Consider the following 24,594-nt stretch of genomic DNA (forward strand, 5'->3'; position numbering starts at 1 on the left):
TTGACTTACGGTGTCAAATCCCCTCCCAGAGACACGCTTTGTCAGAGGTAATTAAGGATTCTCCATGCCCGGGCAGAGAAGAAGATGGTAGAGTAAGAACCTATCCGCCACAGCTTAATATGGTGAATAGGGTTGGAGGGGTCCCCAACGCAGTCGATCATATGTCCGCAGGCGGTTCATTTGGTTTAAGTCATGTTGTAGGGCCTCCTGCCGGTAACGATCGTGTTGTTGCTGAAGTTGTACACGCTGTTGTTGGTACCACGTATCGAAGCTTTGCGACGACGCTGGGGAAGAAGGGATAGGGGTTTGGTCATAGTATGATCTTGGGGGAGTCGGGTGAAGCTGGGTCGCTGGTCGCCAGGTATCCTCCCCCAATTGAGCCCAGGCACTGCCTGTCAGACCTAGGAAACATCCAAAGAATATTATTGCTCGCATGCGGCCGTCCTCCTGTAAATGGGGAAAAAGATGTGCCCGAATCGCCTTTCATTTGAATCAGGGGTAGCGTTGCAAGATTCGCAATGAAAGGCAATTCATCAAATAGGTAATGAAAAAACAGTTTCTGACGCCGTCGCCCGTTGCTGTTCACGCTGCGGCATAGTGGAGGTCTTTTCCCGGGTGGGAATCTCCGGGATCACCCCATGAAGGGGAAACATTTCCATTGCCAGAGCCTTCCCGGCGAACGCGCTCCCCGCACCGGTCTTGATGGAGTGTTCAAACACTGGGGCTTTCGAAGGTATTGTCAATTTAACGCATGTTTGGCACACTCGGGGCCTGAATTCCAAAACGCCCGGCTATCAACGCCATTGTTTTCCGACTGAATTAATCGTCATGCGAAGTGGTTGTACCATCGATTCTGATTGAGGTTTCGGGAGGTGGAGGAGCTTCTGGTAAAACGATGCTTTATTGCCAGCTATGGAACCCCTCCTCGATGGTGTCAGGAATTTTGCCCTGCCTCTGCATGCAAACTCAAGAAACGAAAAGATCGTTCGTGTGATACTTGGTAACTCGATAACATGTGTAATGTCATTCAGGGACAACCGCACCATTTGCGGCGAGCCGTGGGCCAAGACGGTAAGAATATTGCTATGCTTGTGAAACTCCCACGCATGCAAATACAGACGGTCAACTATCGCCTACTGCGCAGCCAGGCCTTTCGGGGCTGGAAGGAATGGGTCTGAATAAAGGGGTGAGAGAAACCCGTCTCAATGTGTTCACATCAAGTTTAATGAACAATGCCCCGCGAGGGGCAGGAGACCTCGGTATGGCGAGCACAACTGGTATGAGAGGGGGAGGCTTCTACGATGCGCACTCATCGGGGCAGCGCGCGGCGATGGACGAATTCCTTCCCTGGATTGTAGACGCCATGTCCGATTTGCACCTGTCGACGAACGGCACGCCGATCGCGTTGCTTGACCTCGGCTCGTCGGAAGGCGCCAACGCGATTCATGCTGTAGGGGCGATCATTGAGGCGCTACGCGATCGTACCCCGGCCGACATCTGGACTTTCTTCGATGATCTGCCGACAAACGACTTTAATCAACTTTTCGCCAACCTCTTTCCCAATGCGACGCTCTCAACTCGCACTGCCGGTATCTATCCCGCTGCCGTCGGCGGATCACTCTTCGAGCGTGTCGCTCCGGCTTCGAGCCTTGACATCGCGACGACCTTCAATGCGGTGGGCTGGCTGTCGGCGTTGCCCCCGACGCGCCTGCCGCGGTTCATCTCTCCGTCGCCCCCGGCGCAGCGTGCCTTTCGCGAGGGTGTTTCCGTGAGCCCGGAAGAAAGAGCGGCTTTCACTCAGCAAGCCCGGGAAGACATCCTAAATTTCTATCGGTCTCGTGCGGCCGAGTTGAAGCCCGGCGGAAAGCTACTGGTTCAAGTCTTCGGACGCAACGACGTGCACGACACCGCAAATGGAATTATTGACGGTCTAAGCGATGCGATGTTGGACATGGTGGAGGAGGGTCTCCTGACGCGCGACGTCTACGAGAATTTCATCTTTCCCGTCTACTATCGATCGCTTTCGGAGTTGTTGCCGCCGACCGGAGAAAGCGGGGAGCCGTCGGCGTTCCGCGTCGATAAGGCCGAGGCCCGCGACTGTCGAGTCCCCTTCAACGAGGAATTCGCCCGCAGTGGGGACCCCCGCGCCTGGGCCGAAAGCTACGCCGGATTCATTCGCGCGTTCTCGGAGCCCGTTGTGACGTCCGGCTTGCCAAACACCCCGGATCGGCCACAGCTGATCGACGAGCTGTACGCCCGAATGACGAAGCGATTCGCGGCCGACCCTGAGCGCTACGAGTTTCATTTCATTTCTCTGGGGGTATTGCTGACGCGGGTATATTCAATTTAACGCGGGGTTGGCTGCCTGCCCTGGATAACACATAACAAAGCCCCAACTACCAACCACACCGTTTTCTCTAGAGAATACGGTTGCCGTAAGGGCATTTGTGGTAGAAAGCGTCGATCAGGGAGCCTACCTCGCGGACGTGTTAGGAGTATTCCCAAAATGCGGTGAGAAGCTGATTTTGCTGTACACTTGTCCATCTTACCAAAGCCTTTTCCTGGCAAATGCACGACCAGAGCCTGTCTTGAGGGAGCATTCGAACTCAAGGGCCTTTGAGACATCAGAAAATCAGCTATAGGTTACGAGTTCCAAGGGGTGAATTTGGAAGTATGAATAGAGGCCGCTGTTGTGAACAATCAATCGTATTTTTAAATCGGAAGTAATACCAATGTAATTCTGTTTAGGATTTGATTCGCTTCTGGCTTCTGATGAGATTGACATGCTTCATGATAGAGGAATCATGGGAGTCCGCCTTCGTCACTACGTCGATCTTGCTACTCATGAACCCAATTTCTAAAGTGAAAGTAAGCTCAGCTATTGATTGTGGGCTGCAAGACTTCCACGGACAGCCTTCGCATCTCTTACTTCGGTAGTTTACTTGGTGCGGTCTTGGGTATTTCTTCGCCGGCTTGCCAGCCGAAGCTTTAGCCGCTTGCGCGCCAAAGCTGGCTACGGCGGCGAGCGCGAAGGCTGGCGGAGAGGGTGGGAATTTGAAGTCGTGCGGATCTGGTTAATCCCGCACTCCCACTAGGGGGCCATGCCCCCTCGTGCCTTCGCACGGCTCCGGTCACCCCTTGAAGGGGAAGTATCCCCTTCAAAACCCCTGTTCAAATCCCACCCTCTTTGATGTGAGATCCTGATTTGGTTGCTCCGCTTTCCACTTGTTGTTCTTATGCTGCAGCAATGGCTGGCGGAGAGGGTGGGATTTGAACCCACGGTCCCTTGTGAGGACAACGGTTTTCGAGACCGTCCGAATCGGCCACTCTCGCACCTCTCCGTGTTCGTCTTATGTTATGCGGTGGGAACTGGTTGGTTACTCCGTAGGTGCTGAAAAAAATCCTGTAAGATCGCTCGACAATCATCTGCCATGATATCTGAGTCTACTTTCACCCGGTGATTAAACCTGGTCTCTGCCGTGAGATTGCAGATTGACCCACAGGCGCCGGCCTTCGGATCCCATGTGCCAAACACGACTCGGGCAATTCTAGCCTGAATGATGGCTCCTGCACACATGGCGCAGGGTTCCAATGTCACATAGAGGGTGGTGTCTGTCAGACGCCAGGACCCCAGTGCCATCGAAGCGGATCGAATGGCCATGAGTTCGGCATGGGCGGTCGGATCTTGTGTGCTCTCCCGTTGATTAAAGCCGGTTGCAAGGATTTGTTTATTCTGGACCAGCACCGCTCCAACCGGGACTTCTTCCGCACGAAAGGCTTGATGGGCCAAGTCCAAGGCCATGCGCATGAATTGACTATCCGTGGTGGGATCCAATATCTCCATCGTCAAATAAAAAAGTACAGTTGAATGATGATGGACTGAGTGAAAGTTTTTGTTCCGAAAGGGAACAAAAAAGGTTAACATAGCCACTACGTGATGTATAGCCAACCCACCTGGAAATTCTAGTGAACTCTCCTGCCAGTATCATGCGTCAGAGGCTCGTTTCTTTGGAAAAGGTGCAAGCCATGTGGCAGAGTCTTGCCCACCACTTTTTTGAGAACCGGTTACCTCTGATTACCATTGAGTGGAGCACACGATTAACCGCATCGGCCGGGCTGTTTGTGAGTCAGATTGGCCCAAGAAGCTGGTGGGCCTCACGTGAGTATCGACAAGGGGCGGCTCGAGTGATTCGGCTGTCCGCTCCCTTGCTTCGCGATCAACCCGAAGAAGAGCTCCGACGAACATTGGCACATGAAATGATTCACCAATGGCAGTTTGATATACGGAAGCATCGCCCGTCCCATGGGGCCGAATTTCGAGCAATGATGCACCGGATGAATGCGGCGGGACTCGGGGTGACCGTTCGCCACCAGTTGAATGTGGCTGTTCAAAGACATCATCGTTATGCCTGGCAGTGTCTACAATGCGGAATGGCCTACCATCGGCAACGACGTACGATTATTCCGAGTCGACATATTTGTAGCCGATGTCGAGGAAAGCTTGTAGAAGTTGAGTTAGATCACACTCAAAAACCCCATGAAGAAACGATTGATGGGAGAGGCGTGAATCGCGGAGGACATCAGGCAGAGGATGAATCGACTATGCAGATGTTGTGTGTGAGTGGAATGAAGGACGCTGAAGCCTTATCGACGAAAGGCGTCTTTACCCCGGATGACTTCCGCGAGGAGTTTATCAGCGAGTTTGGCGGCCCGGCGATGGCGCCACCAACGAATGATTAGAGCATAAATCACAATGGTACTTAGGACGAGCAAGAGACCTGTTGTGATGTTGTCCATAGATGGAGTGTAGAAGAATAAATTTCCAGATGGCAAGGTGGGGGGGCGTCCCGGGGACGGTGGGAGATGCCTGAAGGAAAATCGCGTTACCTTAGTGTGCGTAATTATATGAAATTATTATGAAATTTTGTATGCTCGTTTGATTTTTTTAATAATAAAAAGAGATGGTACGTTCTCTAAATGGACATCCTGATTCTCTTCGCATCCTTGGTCGTCATTTTGTTAGGGGCGGAGGCGTTTACCAACAGTTTAGAACATTTTGGAGAGCGACTCGGGATTTCGGAAGGCGTCACCGGTTCGGTATTTGCAGCGGTGGGAACAGCATTACCGGAAACGATGGTGCCTATCTTTGCCATCCTGTTGTCATCGGGTTCTGAAACGTTGCGGCACGAAGTGGGAGTGGGGGCTATTCTCGGGGCCCCCCTGATGCTGGCCACATTAGCCTTCTTTCTGTTGGGGTTCTTTGCCGCACGGAAAAGAGGGTGGCATGGCACGTTAAATCCTGAGCCAATCGGATTCGCCCGCGATTTGCTCTGGTTTAACTGGGCGTTTTGTCTGGGAGTGATTGCCGTGTTTGTTCCCCAGGAGTGGGGTTGGGTGCGGCCTGGCATTGCAGGTGCGCTGGTTATCCTGTATGTGGTGTATTTGTATCAAACTATTCGATCTTCAGCCAATTTAGTGGATGATGGACATGGGACCGAGGCGGACCATCCGCTTTATATGACCATCGCGGGGCTTCCCGATAATTTAATGATGATCTTGTTTCAAGTGGGATGCGGCCTGGGCCTCATTGTCTTGGGGGCGAAAGGTTTTGTGTATGGGATTGAACAGCTTGCCCCCAAGTGGGGAATATCGGCCTTAGCCCTGTCTCTCCTCATTATTCCAATTGCGACTGAATTGCCTGAAAAAGTGAATAGCATTATTTGGATCCGGCGCGATCGGGATACCCTGGCTGTCGGGAATATTACGGGGGCCATGGTCTTTCAGGGGAGTTTATTGCCGGCCTTGGGAATTATGCTGACAGCCTGGGTGCCGCAACATGAAATTCTCATGGGAATGGCGATGACGTTGGTGGCGGCCTGCTATTTGACCTGGGTGGTACGGCGGGGCGTGTTGAAGCCCATTCATCTGGTTATGAACGGTCTGTGTTACGTGATGTTTGTGGTTTCAGTGCTTTTCTGGTAAGGCCAGGGTTTGAGAGGTTCAAGCATGATGAGCCAAAGAAAAAGAGCATAGCGATGGCCCTTCCGATAGTTGTTGTCACGCGACGTCTCCCACAACAGGCTTGGGAGGTATTAGGGGCACAGGCCGATCTAGTGTGCTGGGAACACGATTGCCCCGTTGACCGGAAATGGTTGTTGGATCATCTTCCTGAGGCAGGGGGGCTGTATTGCCTGTTAACGGACCGGATTGATCGTGAGGTGCTTCAGGTTGGAAAACGGCTTCGGGTGATCAGCACCATGGCCGTCGGATATGATCATATTGATGTTGGAGCCTGTACAGCCCGTGGGATTCCGGTTGGGCACACGCCGGGTATTTTAACCGAAACAACCGCGGATTTGGCTTTTGCTTTGCTCCTTTCTGCGGCCAGACGAATCGTCGAGGGGGCTGAATATGTGCGACAGGGACAGTGGACAACCTGGAGCCCCGATCTCTTGTTGGGACAGGATGTGCATGGTGCGACGTTAGGCATTGTGGGATTTGGCAGGATCGGGCAGGCCATGGCTAGGCGCGCGCAAGGATTCCAAATGGATGTGCTAGCGGTGCCGTCACCGAAGGGTGTGAGTGGATCACCGCAGTCTTCGGTCGCACTAAAGCCTGGCACTCAGACCATTGCGAAACCCAAAATACATCGGAAGGTCTCATTTGAAGGGACCAGTCAGGGCGAACCGGGAGGGGCGGCATTCCATGAGGTTGATCTGCATGAAGCATTAGCCCGGGCGGATTTTGTGAGTCTGCATGTCCCCCTGACTCATCACACGCATCATTTGATCGGGGAAGCCGAGTTTCGATCCATGAAGCCTTCAAGTATTCTGATCAATACGGCTCGTGGAAGCGTGGTTGATTCAGCGGCCCTATATCACGCCTTAGTGCATGGCCATATTGGTGGGGCAGCCTTAGATGTGACTGATCCGGAGCCCATTCCTGTGACACACCCGCTCCTTACGCTCCCCAACTGTCTGGTTATCCCACACTTGGGGAGTGCGTCTGTGGCGACAAGGACCAGAATGGCCTGCATGGCCGCGGAGAATATCGTTGCCGGGTTACGCGGAGACGCGCTTCCACACTGTGTCAATCCTGAAGTCTACCGCGTGTCACGCAGTTCAGGGCCCGGGATGGGATGAATCTCTAGGAAAATGGCTAGATGACTGTTTACGCTGGGAAAGGAGTTCGATGAGATGCGAGACATTGCAGGTCATTCTGACGATTGGCGGTTTCGTCAAGAGGAGAGATCATGATCCACATCACACCACCGGCCGGGGAAAAATTGAAAGCCTTGATCGAAGAGCACCCCGAGGATCCCATCGTGCGTTTAGCCGTTCGGGACCGGGATGACAAAGTCCTTGTTTTTTCCATTACTCTTGAAGATGCCGTGACACAGGAGGATTCGGTCTTAGATATTGAAGGGCTTATCATTGCCATAGACGGCTCCTGTGCACAACGTCTGGAGGGCGTCACGGTTGATTATGAGGAGGCTGCTGGATTCAGCTTCCACCACCCCGAACCCCCCGATCCTTATAAATTAAACCTGATCCTACCTGAATGAGGTAGACAGAATGGGATAGATTCTCCATTGAACACGATTGCAGGAATATTCTTCATCAAGGATTCTTGCTAAGCTTAGCCGGTAACCATATATCCCTCGATTATTCTTATGATGGAAATATTTTTTGCAACCTGTCCTCGTGGCTTAGAAGAAGTTCTGAGCCAAGAACTTCAGGAATTAGGCGGGCAGGAGATTCGATCCACACCGGGCGGCGTTGAATGCCAGGGCACTTTTCCTCTCTGTTACCGGCTCAACTTAGAAAGTCGGATTGCCAGCCGTATCTTGTGGCGGGTGGGGCAGGGGTGGTACCGGGATGAAGAGGACCTGTATCGCCTCGCCTCAAGTCTTCCCTGGCCGCAATATTTTACCGTGGATTGTCACATCAAAGTTCGGCTCATTGCTCAACATTCTCCACTGAAGAGTCTGGAGTTTGCGACACTGCGAGTGAAAGATGCCATTTGTGACCGATTTGTCCGGGCGACACAAGCGCGCCCCGAGGTGAGTAAACGACAACCCGATATTCAAATTGTGGTCTTTGTCGATGCAGAGCATGTGGTGTGGTATATCGACACCTCCGGAGATCCGCTGTTTAAGCGTGGATGGCGAAAGGTGGCGGGTGAAGCACCGATACGAGAAAATCTGGCGGCAGGCATCCTCAGGCTTTCAGGTTGGACCGGTGAGCAGGTCTTACTTGATCCGATGTGTGGCGCCGGCACCTTTTTAATTGAGGCGGCCTTGATGGCCAAAGGAATTGCCCCGGGCCGTGGGCGGGAATTTGCCTTTCGGCACCTAAAGAATTTTGATTCCTCGACCTGGGATTATGTACGCCAAGAGTCGATCAAGCCGATCCTCCTCGGTCCGAGTCTTTCTATTTTTGGCTATGATGAGGATGCGAATGCCTTGACCATGGCAAAAAGAAATCTTGAAGGTTTAGGTCTTGAGGATATTCAATTGGATCAGGTGGATGTATTGGATATGACACCTCCTGGCCCGAAAGGTTTTCTGGTGACCAATCCTCCTTATGGAGTGAGAATGGGAGACCGGTCGGAACTGGAGGAGTGGTATCCGAAATTTGGGAATCTGTTGAAACAGCAGTTTGCGGGGTGGGGGGTCTATGTGCTCACAGCCGATTCGCGTCTTCCTAAACTGATTCATTTGGCGCCGTCACGCAAAATCCCTCTGTTCAATGGTCCGTTGGAATCGAGGCTGTATGAATTTCAGATGGTGGCCGGAGGTAACCGGAAATCGGCAAGGCAGGCCAGGCAACAGGCAGTGAACAAATCAGGCCTTAGATGAGAGGTTTTCCTGCCATGTTTAAGAGCGAAACCCAGACATCTTCAATGCATCGCAGCACATATATCCATTCGTCGCAGGTCTTCGGTCGTTTGAAAAGATGGCAATTGGGGGGGAAAGAAAAATCTTTCGAGGGGCGTGGAGTCTCCTCCGAAAACAAGGCCACCGGAATGGTCTGTAAGCGGCGGTCGCGTTGGAGTCCCTTAATAATTTCTTCTCCCGACATATCGGGGAGATGATTGGAGAGAAAAATCAGGTCGGGTTGTGGGGCATCCACAAAGGGGTACTCCTGATTTAAAAAGGCTGTGCCCTGTTCGCCGTCTTCCGCCTCAAAAATCTCCACGCAGATGATTTGGGCCACCGTCAGTGCCTCTTTGAGGGCTTCTGTCTGAGCGATATCATCCTCGATGGTCAGGATCTTAAATGTGTTTTTGACGGCTCCGCGCATGGTCCGATGCTCATTTTCCTGGTTGAGGCAGACTGCCCACACTTCAGTCCGGAGAAGGATTGACCTCTGATATATGACAGAAAATACGTGTGTTGGCCTATCTGTTTTTTCGGTTGAAACTTGCTGAGATTAAGAGAAAACCGGCTGGAACGGATTTTTGATGAAGAAGAATGAGGAGGAGAATTCTGATGCCTGGAACAAGTTCTGTTGATTGCAGAATGGATCGAGGCTCATTAAGCTGAAAAAGTAGGACACCAAATCGCGTCAAACTCACTCAGTATGAACAAACATGAAACATTCAAGCAGAGTAGGAATACTCTTTCACCCCTATGTGTTGAAATAAAGGCACGCCTGTGGCTTGATGGAATATGCTAGTCAGGGAGGTTGCCGAGAAGTTGCTTGATTACCGGTATGGCATCAGGGCGAGCGGCGACGATGCCATTGACTGTGGGCTGAGGTTGGTTGCATTGAATGGGTTTCAGGTCTCTGTCCACGACGATCCCTCCCGCCGCTTGAATCAGCAGGACGGCAGCCGCGATATCCCATTCGTTTTGTAGGCCAAAATTGATCACTCCGTCAATCTGTCCGGCAGCTACCAGTGCCAATGAATAAGCAATGGAACCCATAAGCGGGCGGCAATTAGCGGTTTCTCGCCATGAGCGAATGATCGAGCGGTCCATGGGGCCCGTGTTTACCAAGAACGAAAAGCGGTGTCCGGTGGCCTGGCCGACATGAATGGGGTAGCCATTTATGGTCGCCGGTTCACCTCGTACGGCACAATAATATTCCCGGGTAGCGGGGTTGAAGATAATCCCGATTGAAACCTGTCCATGGTCAATGAGCGCCAGGGAGATCGCAAATTGTGGGAGATTTTTAATAAAGGGTTTGGTCCCATCAATGGGATCCAGGATCCACACACGGTTTTTTTTCAGTCTGATGGGGTTGTCGGGCGATTCTTCCGAGAGCCAGCCATCATCAGGATAGCCGGCGAACAAGGCTTCCTGGACGATACGATTGACTTCCAGATCGGCATTGGTCACTGGCGATCCGTCCGGCTTGATTTGAACGGCTAATCCTTCATACTGGATTCTGTGAAGGCGATCACTTGCGCGAAGCAGGGCTTGTCGGATGATAAGGAGTTCCTGGCGATAATCAGTCATAATCAAAATGGATGTGGTGCATTGGCAATATGGAGTAAATGCTCTCTCTTGATATTGTACCCGAAACCATCGGTTAAGTGTGGAGCGTGCGGTCCTAACAGTTCATAGCATGAGAGGCGCGCCTGAGGCTAGATTGACCAAATGGGGGTGGCGGAATGAAAGGGTCCGGGTGCCTGAAATGAGGCGTGAGAATTTCTGAGGCGTACTATGCAAACCGTGACCGTGAGGTTGAAAATTTCACCGGAACGCTTTCAGGCCTATTACCAGGGTGTGGTGGAATCTGTGGTGGCACAGTCAATCGATGGTCGGACGATCCAATTTCCCGCAAGAGTGCTTCGTCCCTTTGTCTCGCATCAGGGGATTCAGGGGACCTTCGAGATCACCTTTGATGCGGGTTTGAAGTTTCATTCGATTCGCCTGGCACAGGACGACAGGTGAATGCTGCCGCTATGACTGGAGATGAGTATTCCCTTGTCGGATTATTTCTGAGTGCGTTTCTTTCCTCAACCATATTACCGGGTAGCTCTGAGGTCGTCTTTCTCATTTTGGCCGCACAGGGGCATCTTCCGACCTGGAGTCTGCTCGCCACGGCGACGGCAGGCAATACCCTGGGTGGGATGAGTTCCTGGGCCTTGGGGTGGTTTATCGGGTGGTGGTATCCACTCCATAAGTTCACCAAGCCGGCCCACCATCGGGCTGTGGAACGGGTTCGTAAGTGGGGTAGTCCGGTGCTGCTATTGTCCTGGGTGCCGGTCATTGGGGATCCACTGTGTATCGCGGCAGGATGGTTGCGAATGGGCTGGGTGCGTGCCCTATTGTGTATTGGGATTGGCAAAGGGTGCCGGTATGCGGTCTTGTTCGCGTTGTTACCCACCACTGGTGGGTGAACGACGCAGAGGTCTGCCTATAGCATTCGGAAAACGTTGTTGGTATGGTTGGCCTTGCCTCTCAATTGCCTCCTTTTAGATAAATTGCTGTCCATACGATCAATTCCTCTAGAGTTCCCAGCCCATTATGGAGTCGTCATATCGTGAACGTTCCCCTTCTTGATTTGAAATCTCAATACGCCGGCATCAAACAGGACATTCAGGTGGTGTTGGAAAAGATATGTGCGGAGCAAAGTTTTGTTCTGGGAGCCCAGGTTCAGAACCTGGAGCAGAACCTGGCATCATATATCGGCACAGACCATGCGATTGGGGTGGCATCAGGAAGCGATGCGTTATTGTTGTCGTTGATGGAGGTGGGGGTTCAACCGGGCGATCGTGTCGTGACCGTCCCCTTTACATTCTTCGCATCTGCAGGAGTGATTTCCCGGCTTCATGCGCGTCCGGTGTTTGTCGATGTGACGCCTGATACATTTAATCTCGATCCCACACGGTTAGCGGATAGCCTCACTTCAGAGGTCAAAGCCATTCTTCCGGTTCATCTCTTTGGACAATGCGCGGACATGGAAACGATTCTTCAGATCGCCGATGGACAGGGAATCCCGGTTATTGAGGATGCCTGCCAGGCCATCGGTGCGTCTCGAAACGGTGTCCGGGCCGGAGCCTTCGGACGCACGGGGGGCTTCAGCTTTTTCCCGTCGAAAAATTTAGGGGGATTTGGCGACGGCGGGTTGATTACGACGCGAGATCCGCTGGTGGCCGAGCGACTGCGACTCTTGCGTGTGCATGGGAGCCGATCAGAATATCATCATCATTTAATCGGGATAAACAGTCGGTTGGATGCGCTGCAAGCGGCCATCCTTCAGGTAAAATTTCAGCATTTGGCTGAGTGGACGGCGAAGCGCCAAGCGCATGCGGCCTCTTATCAGCAGATGTTTCAGGCATACGGTCTTGATGAGCACGTGACCGTGCCGATCGTGGCACCCGGCAATAGTCATGTTTACAACCAGTTCACCATTCGCACGCGGCAGCGAGACGAACTCAGTGCCTACCTGACCCACCATGGAATAGGCAATCGCATTTATTATCCTGTCCCTCTTCACCTTCAGGAATGTTACCAGGATCTCGGGTATCGTAAAGGCGATTTTCCGGTCTCGGAACAGCTCTCCCAAGAGGTGCTTTCTCTTCCCATCTTTCCCGAACTCACCCATGATCAACTTCAATATGTGGTCGACACAATTAAAGCCTTTTTTGGATAAGCAGGACTTGGGCCCGAAATAATGTGATCTTTGATCGAGCAGGGGATGTTTATAATGCCAATGCAGGTGAATTTATGGGGAGTCTTACCAACAAATTATGAGGGGGATTCAAGTGGCAATTGGTAATAAATCCCATTTAAATTATCAACATGTATTTCCCGTTGTTCGATTTGATTTTCCGATCAATGAAGAAGACCCTTGGAATTCTATTTCGATTGTTAAGGTTTTTGAAAACGAGGATGAAGCTACATCAGAAGCAGCCCGTCTAAATGAATTGAATGCAAAGAAAGACTGTCATTATTCATCAACCATTTCTCGATTGATACCTAAAAGCAAACCAATTTCTAATTAAGTGGGGGGAAAGCAAGATTCTGCGTCTTCCGGTACACTTCCATGAGTGAAACGGCATTGTGTGGGGCCACCGCCCCATATTGGAGATACGCGCGTGCGTTTTCAGGGCATGTAAAAATGAACAATGTGAAGATGTCAGGATCTCAACTATAAGAATGGTAAGACGTTTTCATCTGGTTAGATACGATGGATGTACTATATATAATAGATATACTTTCAGGTATTGGATTGGTGGTCTTCTTGATATGGGGAAGTTGGTATATATATTGGGATGTGAAGCGCCGTTGGTCGATTCCGGAAGAACGAGGAATTGCCCGCATTCTTTTCTATGGATGGATAATATTTGGCGTACCTCTTGGGATAATTATAATTTTAAGTTTATTGATAAAATTGGGAATTTTGCCAGATTTTTTTCGGATATGGTACTTGAAATGGATTGAGTAGAGGCCAATTCTGTTGTTGGCTGTTGTTTCCCGCAATTTTCCTTCCACCCGGCAAGCCATCTCATTAAAGGTGACGGACCGCAAAGGCCGGTCACCAGCATTACCTATGATACTCTGACCCGTCGCACACAGGTCACTTAGGTGGATACGTCCACCACCGGCTATTCCTACGATGCGGGAAACCGGCTGGTCCAGATCGTTGACTCGCTCTCCGGCACGATTACACGGATCTATGGCGATCTGAGCCGCCTCACCGAGGAAACCACCCTCCAAGGCAGTGTCAGTTTTTCCTGCTCCAATCTACCGGGCAGGGGACGACGGTTACCTACACGTGGAATGCGCGGCATCAATTGGTGGGCATCGCCGGAGGCGGTACCTCCGCGAGTTTTGCCTATGACGGCCTGGGACGCCGGATCAGCAAGACTGTCAATAGCACGAGCACCCAATTTGTCTATGATGGATTGAATCCGGTGCAGGAATTATCTGGGGGATCACCGGTCGCCAATCTCTTACCCGGCTTAGGCATCGATGAGTTCATCAGCCGCACGGAAGGGGGCACGACGTCCACCTTTCTCACCAATGCCTTGGGCTCCACCATTGCCTTAACCGATGGAACGGGTACCGTTCAGACAGAATATACCTACGACCCGTTTGGAATGGCGACGGTCACCGGCACCAGCAGCACGAATTCCTTCCAATTTACGGGAAGGGAACACGACGGAACGGGGCTGCTCTATTATCGGGCACGCTATTACTCCCCTGTCATACAGCGGTTTATCAGTGAAGATCTAATCGGCTTCGCCGGGGGTGATCCGAATCTGTATGGATATGTAGGGAACAGTCCGATCAACTTTACGGATCCCATCGGATTACTGGTATTGGGTCTTGGTGGCTCAGGGTCAGGGGGAGCCTGGGGTGTTTTAGATGGCGCCGGAGGCGTGGTTTTTGACGGAGTAAATGTTGATTCGTATGCTTATGCAGGGGGTTCTTCGGGACCACAATTTGCTGCAACATCAGGTGGTACAGGTATTGTCGCACCGTTTGCGAATTCCATTTACGATATTCAAGGGCCCTCCTTTGATTTTCACATTCGCATTGCCGCCCAACTAACCATTTCTGTTCCAATTGACTTCAATTTAGGGAATACGACCTTTGCCTTTGACACTCCCGGATTTATTGCTATTGGATTAGGTTGGGGAATTGGCTATACAAAAATTGGACCTCCAGGTGGTGCCGGAGGTGGGCCTGGCGGCCCGGGGGGAGACGGAAGTGGATCTGGAGGAAAAAGTGGATAATATATGAATTGGAAATTTCAAAAAGTTAACTGTCCTGCTTGCTCTAAACCCTTTAATAAATTTTTCCTGTTTTATAGGACCGTGGGTGGGCCTATATGTAGTGTGCTTTGTCCATGCGGGAAAAGAATATTCTTACCCTTATCGATATTCTTGTTATCTCTCTTCGTTTGGTTTATCAGTTCCTCTTTGATTGCTTATGGGGGAATTCAGTTCTTCTTAATTTTTTTCCCAAAACCTTTAAACATCGTTATCAGTATTATCGTATGGTTTATGGCTCTTATCGGAGGCGGGTTTTTCGGTTCTCAAGTAATTCTGCGGTGGATTGCTAAACAAAAAGCCTAAGCATCCTCGGCCAGGATAAGTGCTCGTCACCTATGCCTACCACGAAGCCATCCGACTTTTGACAGCATTTCTGCCCACATCGTCCTGGCCACCTCGCCCCACTATGCGGCCTCCACGGTGTCAATACTCATTTATTTTGGAACCTATTTCCCGGTGGGTTCGGGGACCATGCTGAAAGTGGATCATCGCGCATGGTGAATTGACCCATCTTCAACCATTGAAAATTGATCCACCCTATGTCCTCTAGCCCTCCTCTCACCAAGTGGATGAATTTCTCATAGGGTTTCTCCTTACCAAGGAGGATCGATGTATCTGGTTAAGCGGCTGTGTGATCTGACGTTGCAGGAAACGGCGGCGCACTTTGGGGTAGAGAGCTATGGGGTGGTAGGGTGGGCCTGTGCGCAGGTCCGGGCGAAACAGCTCAGCGACTCCCGCTTCAAGAAACGAGTAGAGCAGGTGGAGACAACAATGAGTCTACAAAAGATTTGACCCCTATGGTATGGATATTCTAGGTAAACAGGCCCAAAAGGAGGAGGCACCGATGAACGTCAGCTTTACGAAAAAACAGGAAGAATATATTTCGGCCCAGCTGAAAACAGGGGATTATCAAAACGCGAGCGAGGTTGTCCGGGATGCCTTACGCTTGCTTGCATGAGGTCTATCGGCACCGTGTCATCGAAGAACTTCGGGCAGAAATGGCGAAGGGGTGGGAGGGACCAGCCAGTCCCAGGAGGGTGCACGATATTATTCGTGCCAAAGCAAAGGCGAGCCAATCATAGGAGAAGGCTTCGCCCAATATCTTTTACGAACTGTCTACGGAAGCGGACCGCGATCTCGTAGATATTTTTGATTACACCGAGAGTCACGTTGGTCGGAATCAGGCGAGAGGGTATGTCTCCGCTTTTGAAGCCGTTTTTCAGCAACTTTGCCGCACTCCTTATGTAGAGAAACTCCGAAAAGACATCCGCGTCGGTTTACGAAGTCTGGTCAAAGAACAGCATGTGGTGTTCTATCGGATTCTTACTGATCGGATTCGTATCGTGCGTGTGCTACATGGCAGTCTCGATGTCCTGAACTTTTCGCAGTGGCGGCCATGACGAAGAAAAAATATACTATTGCTGGAACTGAAATGTGCTAGTCATCTCGCCGCGTTCTCAATCCAAGAATTTCTGCCTCCCTCTACCTTCTTTTCCCGGAGCTCAATCGGGCGTCCTGGCCTATTGGGTTGCCGAAACGCACTCTTTCAATGAGGCAGATGGCATTCACGTGGCACGTCTATGTTCCAGGATGGAGAGGAGAGAAAAGCGACTAAGGATAGCTGGCTCGGATGACGCTGCGGAGTCCGCCTCTGGCAGTGAATTCCCCAGTCACAGTTGCCGAGACTGGGCGGCAGGCTTTGACGAAATCGGCCAGGATTCTGTTGACCGCATTTTCATAAAAGATTCCCAGGTTTCGATAGGCGTGGATATACATTTTGAGGGATTTTAATTCAAGACAGGATTTGTCCGGCACATAGGTCAACCGGATTGTGCCAAAATCAGGGAGTCCTGTTTTGGGACAAATAGCCGTATATTCAGGAATCTCAATGGTAATTTCATAGCCTGGATATTGGTTCTGCCAGGTTTCGATTTTTGGCAATTTATCAGCAATCCCGCTCTTGGCATGCCGTTCCGAATAGCCCGATTTTGAGGAATTGTGTGATTTTTTCATGCGTTGAAGGCTCGTCTCCTTGGATGGTTCAGCAAGGCACCCAGTCTACTCTTTTCTGAAATTTCCCCGCAACCTTATGCCGCCGGTTTCTTGAGAATACCCCTACCCTGGGCTATACTCGCGTGTCTTGTGGGGCGCTTGATATTTTACCGAAGCGGTTGTTATTCACCATGGGTCTGTTGAAAAAAGCCGCCAGCGGCGTTCTCGCCATTTTCCCGTGCTCACGTACTCAGCGTACGCTCCGCGCGAAAAAACGGCTGCGGCCTTGCTGGACAGACCCTTCGGGAAGACTCAGGGCATGCTTTTTTGAATCGACCAGGAGCCTTTGATGAGTAATCTAATTCTGGGCCAATTTGTCCTTGAAAATCTTAATTATTCAACACTCTCATCATCCAAAGGTTCCCTGACCCCGATTCTGGGTGTGACAAGTTTTACGTGTACAAAAAACGGGGAGAATTGTGAGGTCTGTCTAAAGCAATGAGCAGTATTACGGTGTTGGAAGCTGACGATTTTGTGAAAGGCCTGCAAGGCATTGGATTTGATTTTTTTACCGGTGTACCGGATACGATTTTGGGAGGCATTATTGCCCATTTGACGGAAGAACGGTTGTATACCCCCGCAGTTCGTGAAGATGAGGCTGTGGCGATGGCCGCAGGAGCCTACCTGGGTGGAAAAATTCCGGTCGTGTTGATGCAAAACTCCGGATTAGGTAATGCCCTGAATGTCCTGGCTTCTCTCAATTTGATTTATCAGATTCCCTGTTTGCTGTTGGTATCCTGGCGTGGCTTCGAAGGCAAAGACGCACCTGAACATCTGGTGATGGGGGAAACTATGACGACGCTTTTGGATACGGTACGGATTCCCCACAGGACGTTGTCTCAGAAGACGATGGTGGATGATCTGAAATGGACAGCCACCACCTTTATGGAGAAGCGGATTCCTGTCGCCTTATTGTTGAAAAAGGGCATCGTGAAAACCATTCAGCCCTAGTGAGATGTTGAAGAAATGTCCTATGGCCCTGTACGGATTTCTCGATTTGGTTCGTAGGGAAAGGGCGGCGGATCTGCACTCCTGTTTTGTCTGTGGACAACGGCTTGGGTGTCAACGCGAAGAAATAACCATTGTGTTGGAGATGCAACGATGATTGGACCAGAAGAAGGGGTCATGCAGAGCCGGGCGCAGGCGATGGGGGCCATGTTGGAACTCATGACCGATCAACTGCTTATTGTTTGCAACGGGTTTCCCTCACGTGAAGCCTGTAAACTCCGTGATCGGACTCAAAATTTTTATATGATTGGCTCGATGGGCGCGACGGCGGGCATCGGATTAGGATTGGCTCTGGCCCAGCCGGACAAAACGGTGGTGGTTTTTGATGGCGACGGAAATGTGCTGATGAGTCTTGGCACGTTGGCCACGATTAGTGCGTTGCGGCCGAAAAATCTCATTCATGTGGTCTTTGATAATGAGGTGTATGGGACCACCGGAAATCAGCCCACCTATTCCAGGGTTGTCGGCCTGGATAAAATGGCCAAAGCGGCAGGATACAAGAATGTTGAGCGAGTCTGGGAGCGAGAAGATATTGTGTATGAGTTTAAGGCCATGTTAGGGGATGACGGGCCGAGTTTTTTGTTGGTCAAGGTGAATGAACAGCTTGAAGATGCCGATCGGATTGCCTTGAGTCCAGCTGAGCTGACGAAACGATTTAAGGGGAGTGTCACCTAACGGCACACGTATTCGCGTGAAAGCCTAATCGCCAGTCTGTAAGCGTGTAAAGGAAGAGGATTCATGATTTTATTCAATCCCGGTCCCGTCAATGTGTCTGAAAGAGTCCGTCAGGCTTTACTTCAACCGGATATCTGTCATCGAGAGTCGGAGTTTTCGGAATTATTGGCAGATATTCGGCAAAAATTGCTTAAGGTCTTCGTTCCTGGTGAAGAAGACGAGTATACCGCGATCGTATTGACGGGTTCTGGCACGGCGGCCGTGGAAGCGGCGTTAATGTCCAGCATTCCAACCGGCAAGCGAGCGATGGTGATTAACAATGGGGTGTATGGCCAACGGATGTCTTCCATGGTGGCGATGCAGCGTTTGGGTACGCCGGACTTAAAGTATGACTGGGGAATCGTACCGGATCCGCAGACGATTGATTTGGCGCTGAAGCAACATCCGGAAGTGCACACCGTCGCCATGGTGCACCATGAAACGACCCTGGGATTGATTAATCCGGTGAAGGAAGTTGCGGAGGTCGTGGACCGGTATAACCGGGTCTTTATGGTGGACTCTGTGAGCGGACTGGGAGGAGAGGCCCTGGATATTGCCGGAAATAAATTATACATGGTTGCGGGGGCCGCTCAGAAATGTATTCAAGGTTTTCCAGGTGCCGCGTTTGTGTTGGTCCGCAAAGGCTTTATGGAGCGGATGATGAAATATCCCAAGCGGTCCTGGTATTTGAATTTGGCTAATTATTATGAAGAACAGGAGCGGGGGACGATTCCCTTTACTCCGGCCGTGCAGGTCTATTATGCGTTCCGCGAAGCTATTAATGAACTCTTAGAAGAAGGCCTCGACAACCGGATTCAACGATTTAAGGGCTATGCCACCCACATTCGGACGCGTTTGGAAGAGTGGGGTGTCAAGCCGGTACTGGCCCCTACGCTTCAAAGTAATACCTTAACCGCGTTTTATCTGCCTGAAGGGTGTTCCTACCAAGGGCTGCATGACGAATTAAAACGAGCCGGATACGTGATCTATGCAGGGCAGGGACACTTAGAAGAGAAAGTGTTTCGCATTGCCAATATTGGTGCCCTGACCAATCAGAATATTGAAGGATTCCTCTCCGCTTTTCAGTCCATACTTTCGGGAGCCAGAGCGTGAAGGCAGTCATCTTTGCAGCAGGTGTCGGGAAGCGGTTGCAAGGTGTGACACAGGGGCGACCGAAATGCCTGGTCGATCTTGGCGGAAGGACCTTATTATCCCGGCATGTCGAAGCTCTGGGGCAATTGGGTGTGTGCCAGGTAGTGGTGGTGGTGGGGTACGCTCAAGATCATATTCGGAAGGCCATGGCCGCTGACCCGTTTGTTCAAGAGATCCGATGGGTGGTGAATGAACACTTTACTCGTGGGAGCATAACGTCACTGTGGGCAGCACGGTCTGAAATGGACGACGATGTTGTGCTTATGGATGCCGATGTTCTCTATGCCCCATCGATTCTGGCTCGTTTGGTTCATTCTCCCTTTCCGACGGCCTTGTTAATGGATGAGACGGTGAAGCAGGAATCGGAAGAGTGTATGATTGCCGCGAAGGCTGGTCGAGTCCTCACCTTAAGTAAAACCTTACCGTCTGCCTATGATGAGGCCGGCGAAGGGGTCGGGTTTCTCAAAGTCCAACAACAGGATATTCCAGCACTGTTGCATTCGGTTCAAGCCTATGTTGCAGTTGGAGCGCTTGATATGGAATATGAGGACGCGCTAAAAGAGTTTTTTGAGAAGGTGCCGGTGGGATACGAAAAAATCGGGGGTCTTCCGTGGATAGAAATTGATTTTCCTGAAGATATCAATCGAGCGGAGTCTGAGATCTTGCCTGCCGTGATAAGCTTAGAGGAGAATACCAGGGCCACCACACTGAGACCGTAGGAATGAGTGTATGGACGGAATACTTAAACAAGAAGCCACCCATGCGGTCGATACGGCAATTTTATTGACGTCGGTCGGCGTCTTTGACCCCGGAGCCGTCGGGACAGGTGATGCGGTTCCCAGTCCTTTGACTCGTGTCGGCGGCATGACGCTGTTTCAACGGGCAGTGTTCACATTGCAGCGAGGAGGAATTTCCCAAATTTGGGTGTTGGCTGGGCCGGAAGAACAAGCTCTTCGTCAGTTACTTCGTGAAGATAGCCGGGTACAAGCCGCCGTTCGTTGGCTGCCGGTTCGGGAATTCCCACCTCATGACCCTCAGACCTGGGAAGCGCTTGCGGAGGAAATCAATGGAGCCTGTATGATCGTGGGTTGCCATACCGTGTACTCTCCCGCATTGATCCAGCGCTTGCGAGCTGAAGGATCTCAAGGGAAGGCAGTCGTAGTCGTTGGTCAACCTGAGGAGGGGCATCACCGTGGAAATCCCGGGGTGGCGTTCCGGCCTGAGGGCTTGGAGGGACGGTCAACCTCGACTGTGGTCTTCCATGACCATGCGGTATCCCAGACGTCTCAGTCCTCAACGAAAAGTCAGAATCCTGATCGAAGCCGGTTGCCGCTGGTTGGAGATCTTCTAGTTCTCCCGGCCAGGCTCTTGGGAATTTCAGGCGTGTTACATGCTAATGGCACTAATCCACTCCGGTTGGCATTGGAGCAAGCGGCAGTGGAAGGGACGATTCAAACCATTGGCGGAGCTTCTCATTGGTTCAGAGATGTTCGTGGGCCTAAGGGGCCCCAACTCGCTGAGCGGACCCTGTTGCAGGCACTCCAAACAATTAAGGGGGGGTTGGATGGGTTGGTGGATCGGTATGTGAATCGTAAATGTTCCGGCCTGCTCACGCATGGGTTTTTGCGATTGGGATGGTCACCGAACATGATTACGATGCTATCCATGGTCGTGGGACTCATGGGCGCGGGGCTTTTTGTGCCTGGGTCATGGAAACTTGCCGTTCTCGGGGGACTGATCTTGCAATTGTCTGTCATTATTGATTGCTGCGATGGGGAGGTCGCCCGGCTGACGTTTTCAGAGTCCAAGTTTGGGCAGGAGCTCGATATTTGGGCAGATAATATCGTGCACATTGTGTTGTTTGCTGCGATCGCCTGCGGGGCGTTTCTCCAGGGGCCGTGGGAGCATACGCACCTTCCCCTTCTGCTTGGGGCCTCAGCGGTTTTAGCGAATGTCGTGTCGTTACTATTAGTCAATCATGCGCGGCAATTGCGATCCCGTCCTCGTGAAATTCGGCAACTCACAGAACAGGAACGGGCCAATATTGAATTTATGTTGGGCAAAGTCGCCAATCGCGATTTTTCCATCATGGTGCTACTGAGTGCTGGTTTTGGCTTCCTTCACTGGTTTTTGGCCCTGGCCGCGATAGGCTCGTGGCTCTTTGTCATGTCGATGGCCTGGATGCTTCGCCGTAGTCTTATCCCTCGTGCTTAAACTGCTTTTCCTGATCGTCGGCCTTGCGGCCATGGTCGGGATTGTTCTCCACATTGGCCTCGAACCGATTGAGCAGACCGTTTCTCAATTAGGTATCCTACATGTCGGGCTCATCCTCCTTCCAATGATTCTGGTATACGGGTTAGAAGCCCTGGGATGGCAACTAACTCTGGGTTCTCATGCTCGCAATGTCGGGTTCATGCGGTTATTTGCCATCCGGATGGCTGGCGAAACCGTAAATGTCACGACTCCCACGGCCTATGTTGGTGGGGAGCCCCTGAAGGCCTATCTTCTCAAACGATACGGGGTGCCAATGGTAGATGGGTTGGCATCGGTGATAACCGCGAAGACCACCATGACCTTCGCTCAAGTGCTTTTTATCTTGCTGGGATTGGCGGTGGCTTTTTGGATACTTGGCGATTCAGGTCATTCCTGGATGGCGATGCTGGTCAGTGTGGGAGTCTTAGCGTTTGGAGTCGGACTGTTTGTGCTGCTCCAACGTCGCGGTCTCGGTATGGGGTGCTTGGGCCTTTTACGGTCATGCGGCATCAGGTTCTCCTTTCTTGAAAAACGGGAATCACAACTACAGGAGCTGGACGGCACGATCCGTGGATTTTATTCTCAGCACCGGCAGACATTTTATGCGGCGTTGGCCGTATTTTTTTTGGCGTGGATGATGGAAACGCTTGAGGTGTATGCCATTCTCTACTTTCTCGGGGTGAGGATCGATGTGTGGGTAGCCCTCTCAATCGCGGCGCTCACGGTGCTCATTAAGGGCGGAACATTTTTCATTCCGGGAAGCCTGGGTGCACAAGAAGGGGGATACACCTTACTATTGATGACGTTTGGTTATTCGGAAGTGACGGGAATCACTTTTGCGCTTATTCGACGAATGCGAGAAATACTCTGGATTGTCTTTGGTCTTATTTGCCTGATGTTTTTGAAAGGTCGGAGTGGTGAGCCGGACCAGATAACCTCGTTGGAACGGTAGGGGACAAATCGGAAGATTCTGTGGAAATATTCGGTGACTTGAACTCTCAGGGTCTATTGTGAATAATCGGACCCTCACGGATGGTTGCCCGAGAAAGGATGAGGTAACGATGGATATTGAACTGGGAAAGAATACCCTTCGGAATACCGATGGCGTCTTTATCGCTCACGGAAAAGAACAACTTCGTATTGAGTGGCTGGAAGAGGAGAAAAAACTGGCATTGAGTATGGGTGTGTTTATGCCAACCGGAACGGAAGTGGCCAAATTGCAACGCAACGTCTGGGAACACAACCCTGACGATCGGTTTGTCCTTACGGAGTTGCCGGATAGCGTCAAGGTGGAAGATACGACCCTGAAGACCCTCGTCTTGGAAATTCACAAAAAGTCACACCAGGCTGTGGCCATCCCTGCTGCAAAATTTTATACCTCGAAAGGCACCTTGTCTGAAATCTCCCCGGAATGGTGGCGGGTTGGTAACAAAATGGAACTGACCGGCATTGATGCCGACCTCGAAGGGGGCAGCATCGAACTCCCTGAATAACTCAAAGTCGCCAAATTCCTTGCTTGTTAGAGTTGAAGGTCCTAACTTTATAGCTACTTTTGCTCAATTGATATGTGGGAAATGAAGCCATGGAAATAGGTCACGGCTCGTGAAGCCAAGTCCTATTTTCATTTGTGGTTGAGCCAAAATGTTAGGTGAACACCCGGGAGCGGGTTTCTGCGGAGTTGTGGCGAACCTGTCGCCGATGTTCTGAAGGCCATCGAGAATGGCCATGTCGAAAAGTGAGCCTACTTCACTGCCGTTTTGGCGCGGGCCATCATGCGACAGAAGGAGCAGGTTCCCGCAGTCGTGGGTTGGCTGCATACGGTACAGGGTTGCAAGGTGGTTTGGTCGATCTGGCTCATAGATGGAGCCACAGAGGTCGATTTTTCCTGTCTATCAAGGAATCCCCAATAAAACCGTTGCTTGGTTCCCGGGGATTCCGCTTCTAAGCGATTAAGCGCGTCTTTATATACCAACATCTTTGCGCCTTTGGCCATCGGGCATTCTTCGACTAAATAGTCAATCCGGTTGACCACGGCATAGGCCGCAATCTCCCGTTCGGTCATTCGGTAGAGCGGTTTGACTTTTTTCGCAAAGCCTTCGACGGAGGCGGGAAGGGTTGGCGACTGTTTCTGCAAATATTCCTCCTGCCACTGCAGGACATTGCCCAGAAGTCTGGCCGCTTCATCATCTAAATTATGGCCGGTGGCCATCACGTCGTAGTGGTTTTGCCAGGCTACCCGATTAAACTGATACCGTTTAATCGTGCCACAGGCTGAGCATGTGGGGCGCTTGATCAGATTGGCCAGCTCTTTAATTCCGGCTCCCGCATCTTCTTCCACGGTATGAATCGTCAGTTGGGATCCGCAGGGTTCAGCCACCACTTTGGCAAACTGTTCGACTTTTTCTTTTGACCGGCTGGAATAACCGGGAATGCCTAAATCAACATACAAGGCATCGACCCGATAGCCTAATTTCAGGAGAATTTCCCAAAGTGTCAGGCTGTCTTTCCCTCCGGAAACGGCAACCAGAATGCGATCTTCAGGGGAAAACATCTGTTGAGCCTTAATGGCTCGTTGCACCTGGGTTCGGACAAATTCAGTGAGACACTCCCCACAAAACGCCGTATTGTGCCTTGGTAGTCCCAGCACCGCCCGTTTTGGACATTTTCGGCAGCGCATGA

At 51.3% G+C, this 24,594-nt stretch carries 29 protein-coding genes and 1 tRNA gene; 23 read left to right on the forward strand and 7 right to left on the reverse strand.

The annotated features are described in order from the left end of the window. Positions 1-114 precede the first annotated feature (114 nt). Complete coding sequence (locus ACTRXD_RS07905; protein ID WP_442431285.1) at positions 115-435, reverse strand: hypothetical protein; 321 nt, start codon at positions 433-435, stop codon at positions 115-117. 578 nt (positions 436-1,013) lie between these two features. Between ACTRXD_RS07905 and ACTRXD_RS07910 the strand changes: the two genes are divergently transcribed. Beyond that, positions 1,014-1,178, forward strand: a complete 165-nt coding sequence (locus ACTRXD_RS07910; RefSeq protein WP_442431286.1) for a hypothetical protein — start codon at positions 1,014-1,016, stop codon at positions 1,176-1,178. 83 nt (positions 1,179-1,261) lie between these two features. Then, entirely contained in the window at positions 1,262-2,350 is a 1,089-nt protein-coding gene (locus ACTRXD_RS07915) for a cyclopropane-fatty-acyl-phospholipid synthase (RefSeq protein ID WP_442431287.1), read from the forward strand. Positions 2,351-3,252: 902 nt separating this feature from the next. Here ACTRXD_RS07915 and ACTRXD_RS07920 read toward each other — a convergent pair. Both ACTRXD_RS07920 and tadA read right to left on the reverse strand, forming a co-directional pair. Beyond that, positions 3,253-3,341 (reverse strand) — tRNA-Ser (locus ACTRXD_RS07920). A 14-nt stretch (positions 3,342-3,355) separates the two neighbouring features. Then, a complete protein-coding gene (gene tadA / locus ACTRXD_RS07925) occupies positions 3,356-3,844 on the reverse strand; it encodes a tRNA adenosine(34) deaminase TadA (RefSeq protein ID WP_442431406.1) in 489 nt (162 codons plus the stop codon). Positions 3,845-4,026: 182 nt separating this feature from the next. On the opposite strand from tadA, the gene ACTRXD_RS07930 reads away from it, so the two are divergent. The 5 genes from ACTRXD_RS07930 (at position 4,027) to ACTRXD_RS07950 (ending at position 8,860) form a co-directional block, all read left to right on the forward strand. Beyond that, positions 4,027-4,740, forward strand: a complete 714-nt coding sequence (locus ACTRXD_RS07930) for a SprT-like domain-containing protein (protein WP_442431288.1) — start codon at positions 4,027-4,029, stop codon at positions 4,738-4,740. A gap of 237 nt (positions 4,741-4,977) precedes the next feature. Further along, a complete protein-coding gene (locus ACTRXD_RS07935) occupies positions 4,978-5,982 on the forward strand; it encodes a sodium:calcium antiporter (RefSeq protein WP_442431289.1) in 1,005 nt (334 codons plus the stop codon). Positions 5,983-6,035: 53 nt separating this feature from the next. Continuing rightward, positions 6,036-7,142 (forward strand): 2-hydroxyacid dehydrogenase, encoded by a 1,107-nt coding sequence (locus ACTRXD_RS07940; protein WP_442431290.1) that lies wholly within the window; start codon positions 6,036-6,038, stop codon positions 7,140-7,142. Between the two features lie 110 nt (positions 7,143-7,252). Then, complete coding sequence (locus ACTRXD_RS07945) at positions 7,253-7,564, forward strand: HesB/IscA family protein (RefSeq protein WP_442431291.1); 312 nt, start codon at positions 7,253-7,255, stop codon at positions 7,562-7,564. Positions 7,565-7,672: 108 nt separating this feature from the next. Then, positions 7,673-8,860, forward strand: coding sequence for a THUMP domain-containing class I SAM-dependent RNA methyltransferase (locus ACTRXD_RS07950; RefSeq protein WP_442431292.1), 1,188 nt, complete (start codon positions 7,673-7,675; stop codon positions 8,858-8,860). On the opposite strand, the gene ACTRXD_RS07955 is transcribed toward ACTRXD_RS07950, so the two are convergent. Together ACTRXD_RS07955 and ACTRXD_RS07960 are read right to left on the reverse strand one after the other, a co-directional pair. After that, entirely contained in the window at positions 8,853-9,305 is a 453-nt protein-coding gene (locus tag ACTRXD_RS07955) for a response regulator (RefSeq protein ID WP_442431293.1), read from the reverse strand. The genes ACTRXD_RS07950 and ACTRXD_RS07955 overlap by 8 nt on opposite strands. 371 nt (positions 9,306-9,676) lie before the next feature. Beyond that, complete coding sequence (locus ACTRXD_RS07960; protein WP_442431294.1) at positions 9,677-10,465, reverse strand: inositol monophosphatase family protein; 789 nt, start codon at positions 10,463-10,465, stop codon at positions 9,677-9,679. A 207-nt stretch (positions 10,466-10,672) separates the two neighbouring features. Here ACTRXD_RS07960 and ACTRXD_RS07965 point away from each other — a divergent pair, with 207 nt between their 5' ends. The 9 genes from ACTRXD_RS07965 (at position 10,673) to ACTRXD_RS08005 (ending at position 16,136) form a co-directional block, all read left to right on the forward strand. Continuing rightward, positions 10,673-10,903, forward strand: a complete 231-nt coding sequence (locus tag ACTRXD_RS07965; RefSeq protein WP_442431295.1) for a DUF2835 domain-containing protein — start codon at positions 10,673-10,675, stop codon at positions 10,901-10,903. An 11-nt stretch (positions 10,904-10,914) separates the two neighbouring features. Then, a complete protein-coding gene (locus tag ACTRXD_RS07970; RefSeq protein WP_442431296.1) occupies positions 10,915-11,352 on the forward strand; it encodes a YqaA family protein in 438 nt (145 codons plus the stop codon). Positions 11,353-11,495: 143 nt separating this feature from the next. After that, complete coding sequence (locus ACTRXD_RS07975; RefSeq protein WP_442431297.1) at positions 11,496-12,608, forward strand: DegT/DnrJ/EryC1/StrS family aminotransferase; 1,113 nt, start codon at positions 11,496-11,498, stop codon at positions 12,606-12,608. A gap of 112 nt (positions 12,609-12,720) precedes the next feature. Then, positions 12,721-12,960, forward strand: coding sequence for a hypothetical protein (locus ACTRXD_RS07980; protein ID WP_442431298.1), 240 nt, complete (start codon positions 12,721-12,723; stop codon positions 12,958-12,960). Between the two features lie 583 nt (positions 12,961-13,543). Beyond that, entirely contained in the window at positions 13,544-13,867 is a 324-nt protein-coding gene (locus ACTRXD_RS07985) for a hypothetical protein (RefSeq protein WP_442431299.1), read from the forward strand. A gap of 5 nt (positions 13,868-13,872) precedes the next feature. Next, complete coding sequence (locus ACTRXD_RS07990) at positions 13,873-14,697, forward strand: RHS repeat-associated core domain-containing protein (protein WP_442431300.1); 825 nt, start codon at positions 13,873-13,875, stop codon at positions 14,695-14,697. 648 nt (positions 14,698-15,345) lie between these two features. After that, positions 15,346-15,528: a hypothetical protein gene (locus ACTRXD_RS07995; protein WP_442431301.1), complete on the forward strand. Its 183-nt coding sequence runs from the start codon at positions 15,346-15,348 to the stop codon at positions 15,526-15,528. Between the two features lie 52 nt (positions 15,529-15,580). Continuing rightward, positions 15,581-15,694 carry a type II toxin-antitoxin system ParD family antitoxin gene (locus ACTRXD_RS08000; protein WP_442431302.1) on the forward strand — a complete coding sequence of 38 codons (114 nt, stop codon included), beginning with the start codon at positions 15,581-15,583 and terminating at the stop codon, positions 15,692-15,694. A gap of 154 nt (positions 15,695-15,848) precedes the next feature. After that, on the forward strand, positions 15,849-16,136 hold the full coding sequence (locus ACTRXD_RS08005; RefSeq protein WP_442431407.1) for a type II toxin-antitoxin system RelE/ParE family toxin: 288 nt from the start codon (positions 15,849-15,851) through the stop codon (positions 16,134-16,136). A 211-nt stretch (positions 16,137-16,347) separates the two neighbouring features. Here ACTRXD_RS08005 and queF read toward each other — a convergent pair whose 3' ends face one another. Further along, entirely contained in the window at positions 16,348-16,749 is a 402-nt protein-coding gene (gene queF, locus ACTRXD_RS08010) for a preQ(1) synthase (RefSeq protein WP_442431303.1), read from the reverse strand. A gap of 477 nt (positions 16,750-17,226) precedes the next feature. Here queF and ACTRXD_RS08015 point away from each other — a divergent pair, with 477 nt between their 5' ends. The 7 genes from ACTRXD_RS08015 to ACTRXD_RS08045 all read left to right on the forward strand — a co-directional run bounded on the left by ACTRXD_RS08015 (position 17,227) and on the right by ACTRXD_RS08045 (position 23,408). Continuing rightward, positions 17,227-17,739 (forward strand): thiamine pyrophosphate-binding protein, encoded by a 513-nt coding sequence (locus ACTRXD_RS08015; protein ID WP_442431304.1) that lies wholly within the window; start codon positions 17,227-17,229, stop codon positions 17,737-17,739. Positions 17,740-17,889: 150 nt separating this feature from the next. Further along, positions 17,890-18,471 (forward strand): thiamine pyrophosphate-dependent enzyme, encoded by a 582-nt coding sequence (locus ACTRXD_RS08020; RefSeq protein WP_442431305.1) that lies wholly within the window; start codon positions 17,890-17,892, stop codon positions 18,469-18,471. A 63-nt stretch (positions 18,472-18,534) separates the two neighbouring features. Beyond that, positions 18,535-19,623, forward strand: coding sequence for a pyridoxal-phosphate-dependent aminotransferase family protein (locus ACTRXD_RS08025; RefSeq protein WP_442431306.1), 1,089 nt, complete (start codon positions 18,535-18,537; stop codon positions 19,621-19,623). Continuing rightward, positions 19,620-20,381, forward strand: coding sequence for an NTP transferase domain-containing protein (locus ACTRXD_RS08030; RefSeq protein WP_442431307.1), 762 nt, complete (start codon positions 19,620-19,622; stop codon positions 20,379-20,381). Before ACTRXD_RS08025 ends, ACTRXD_RS08030 begins: the two co-directional genes overlap by 4 nt. Before the next feature lie 10 nt (positions 20,382-20,391). Further along, positions 20,392-21,876: a CDP-alcohol phosphatidyltransferase family protein gene (locus tag ACTRXD_RS08035; RefSeq protein WP_442431308.1), complete on the forward strand. Its 1,485-nt coding sequence runs from the start codon at positions 20,392-20,394 to the stop codon at positions 21,874-21,876. After that, positions 21,869-22,867 carry a flippase-like domain-containing protein gene (locus ACTRXD_RS08040; RefSeq protein ID WP_442431309.1) on the forward strand — a complete coding sequence of 333 codons (999 nt, stop codon included), beginning with the start codon at positions 21,869-21,871 and terminating at the stop codon, positions 22,865-22,867. The genes ACTRXD_RS08035 and ACTRXD_RS08040 overlap by 8 nt, the downstream gene beginning before the upstream one ends. 109 nt (positions 22,868-22,976) lie before the next feature. After that, positions 22,977-23,408, forward strand: coding sequence for a hypothetical protein (locus ACTRXD_RS08045; protein WP_442431310.1), 432 nt, complete (start codon positions 22,977-22,979; stop codon positions 23,406-23,408). Positions 23,409-23,656: 248 nt separating this feature from the next. On the opposite strand, the gene ACTRXD_RS08050 is transcribed toward ACTRXD_RS08045, so the two are convergent. Then, positions 23,657-24,592 carry an ATP-binding protein gene (locus tag ACTRXD_RS08050; protein ID WP_442431311.1) on the reverse strand — a complete coding sequence of 312 codons (936 nt, stop codon included), beginning with the start codon at positions 24,590-24,592 and terminating at the stop codon, positions 23,657-23,659. Positions 24,593-24,594 lie beyond the last annotated feature (2 nt).

This window comes from Nitrospira sp. T9 (genome assembly GCF_052156535.1).
GTDB lineage: Bacteria > Nitrospirota > Nitrospiria > Nitrospirales > UBA8639 > Nitrospira_E.

What these genes read in the sequence shown, in the direction of transcription:
- ACTRXD_RS07910 (WP_442431286.1), top strand. Translation starts at nt 1,014, where the DNA reads ATGTGTAATGTCATTCAGGGACAACCGCACCATTTGCGGCGAGCCGTG.
- ACTRXD_RS08015 (WP_442431304.1), top strand. Translation starts at nt 17,227, where the DNA reads ATGAGCAGTATTACGGTGTTGGAAGCTGACGATTTTGTGAAAGGCCTG.
- queF (WP_442431303.1), bottom strand. Translation starts at nt 16,749, where the DNA reads ATGAAAAAATCACACAATTCCTCAAAATCGGGCTATTCGGAACGGCAT.
- ACTRXD_RS08025 (WP_442431306.1), top strand. Translation starts at nt 18,535, where the DNA reads ATGATTTTATTCAATCCCGGTCCCGTCAATGTGTCTGAAAGAGTCCGT.
- ACTRXD_RS08050 (WP_442431311.1), bottom strand. Translation starts at nt 24,592, where the DNA reads ATGCGCTGCCGAAAATGTCCAAAACGGGCGGTGCTGGGACTACCAAGG.
- ACTRXD_RS08045 (WP_442431310.1), top strand. Translation starts at nt 22,977, where the DNA reads ATGGATATTGAACTGGGAAAGAATACCCTTCGGAATACCGATGGCGTC.
- ACTRXD_RS08035 (WP_442431308.1), top strand. Translation starts at nt 20,392, where the DNA reads ATGGACGGAATACTTAAACAAGAAGCCACCCATGCGGTCGATACGGCA.
- ACTRXD_RS07945 (WP_442431291.1), top strand. Translation starts at nt 7,253, where the DNA reads ATGATCCACATCACACCACCGGCCGGGGAAAAATTGAAAGCCTTGATC.
- tadA (WP_442431406.1), bottom strand. Translation starts at nt 3,844, where the DNA reads ATGGAGATATTGGATCCCACCACGGATAGTCAATTCATGCGCATGGCC.
- ACTRXD_RS07935 (WP_442431289.1), top strand. Translation starts at nt 4,978, where the DNA reads ATGGACATCCTGATTCTCTTCGCATCCTTGGTCGTCATTTTGTTAGGG.
- ACTRXD_RS07955 (WP_442431293.1), bottom strand. Translation starts at nt 9,305, where the DNA reads ATGCGCGGAGCCGTCAAAAACACATTTAAGATCCTGACCATCGAGGAT.
- ACTRXD_RS07915 (WP_442431287.1), top strand. Translation starts at nt 1,262, where the DNA reads ATGGCGAGCACAACTGGTATGAGAGGGGGAGGCTTCTACGATGCGCAC.
- ACTRXD_RS07950 (WP_442431292.1), top strand. Translation starts at nt 7,673, where the DNA reads ATGATGGAAATATTTTTTGCAACCTGTCCTCGTGGCTTAGAAGAAGTT.
- ACTRXD_RS07930 (WP_442431288.1), top strand. Translation starts at nt 4,027, where the DNA reads ATGTGGCAGAGTCTTGCCCACCACTTTTTTGAGAACCGGTTACCTCTG.
- ACTRXD_RS07970 (WP_442431296.1), top strand. Translation starts at nt 10,915, where the DNA reads ATGACTGGAGATGAGTATTCCCTTGTCGGATTATTTCTGAGTGCGTTT.
- ACTRXD_RS08020 (WP_442431305.1), top strand. Translation starts at nt 17,890, where the DNA reads ATGATTGGACCAGAAGAAGGGGTCATGCAGAGCCGGGCGCAGGCGATG.
- ACTRXD_RS07905 (WP_442431285.1), bottom strand. Translation starts at nt 435, where the DNA reads ATGCGAGCAATAATATTCTTTGGATGTTTCCTAGGTCTGACAGGCAGT.
- ACTRXD_RS07995 (WP_442431301.1), top strand. Translation starts at nt 15,346, where the DNA reads ATGTATCTGGTTAAGCGGCTGTGTGATCTGACGTTGCAGGAAACGGCG.
- ACTRXD_RS07965 (WP_442431295.1), top strand. Translation starts at nt 10,673, where the DNA reads ATGCAAACCGTGACCGTGAGGTTGAAAATTTCACCGGAACGCTTTCAG.
- ACTRXD_RS08000 (WP_442431302.1), top strand. Translation starts at nt 15,581, where the DNA reads ATGAACGTCAGCTTTACGAAAAAACAGGAAGAATATATTTCGGCCCAG.
- ACTRXD_RS07940 (WP_442431290.1), top strand. Translation starts at nt 6,036, where the DNA reads ATGGCCCTTCCGATAGTTGTTGTCACGCGACGTCTCCCACAACAGGCT.
- ACTRXD_RS07960 (WP_442431294.1), bottom strand. Translation starts at nt 10,465, where the DNA reads ATGACTGATTATCGCCAGGAACTCCTTATCATCCGACAAGCCCTGCTT.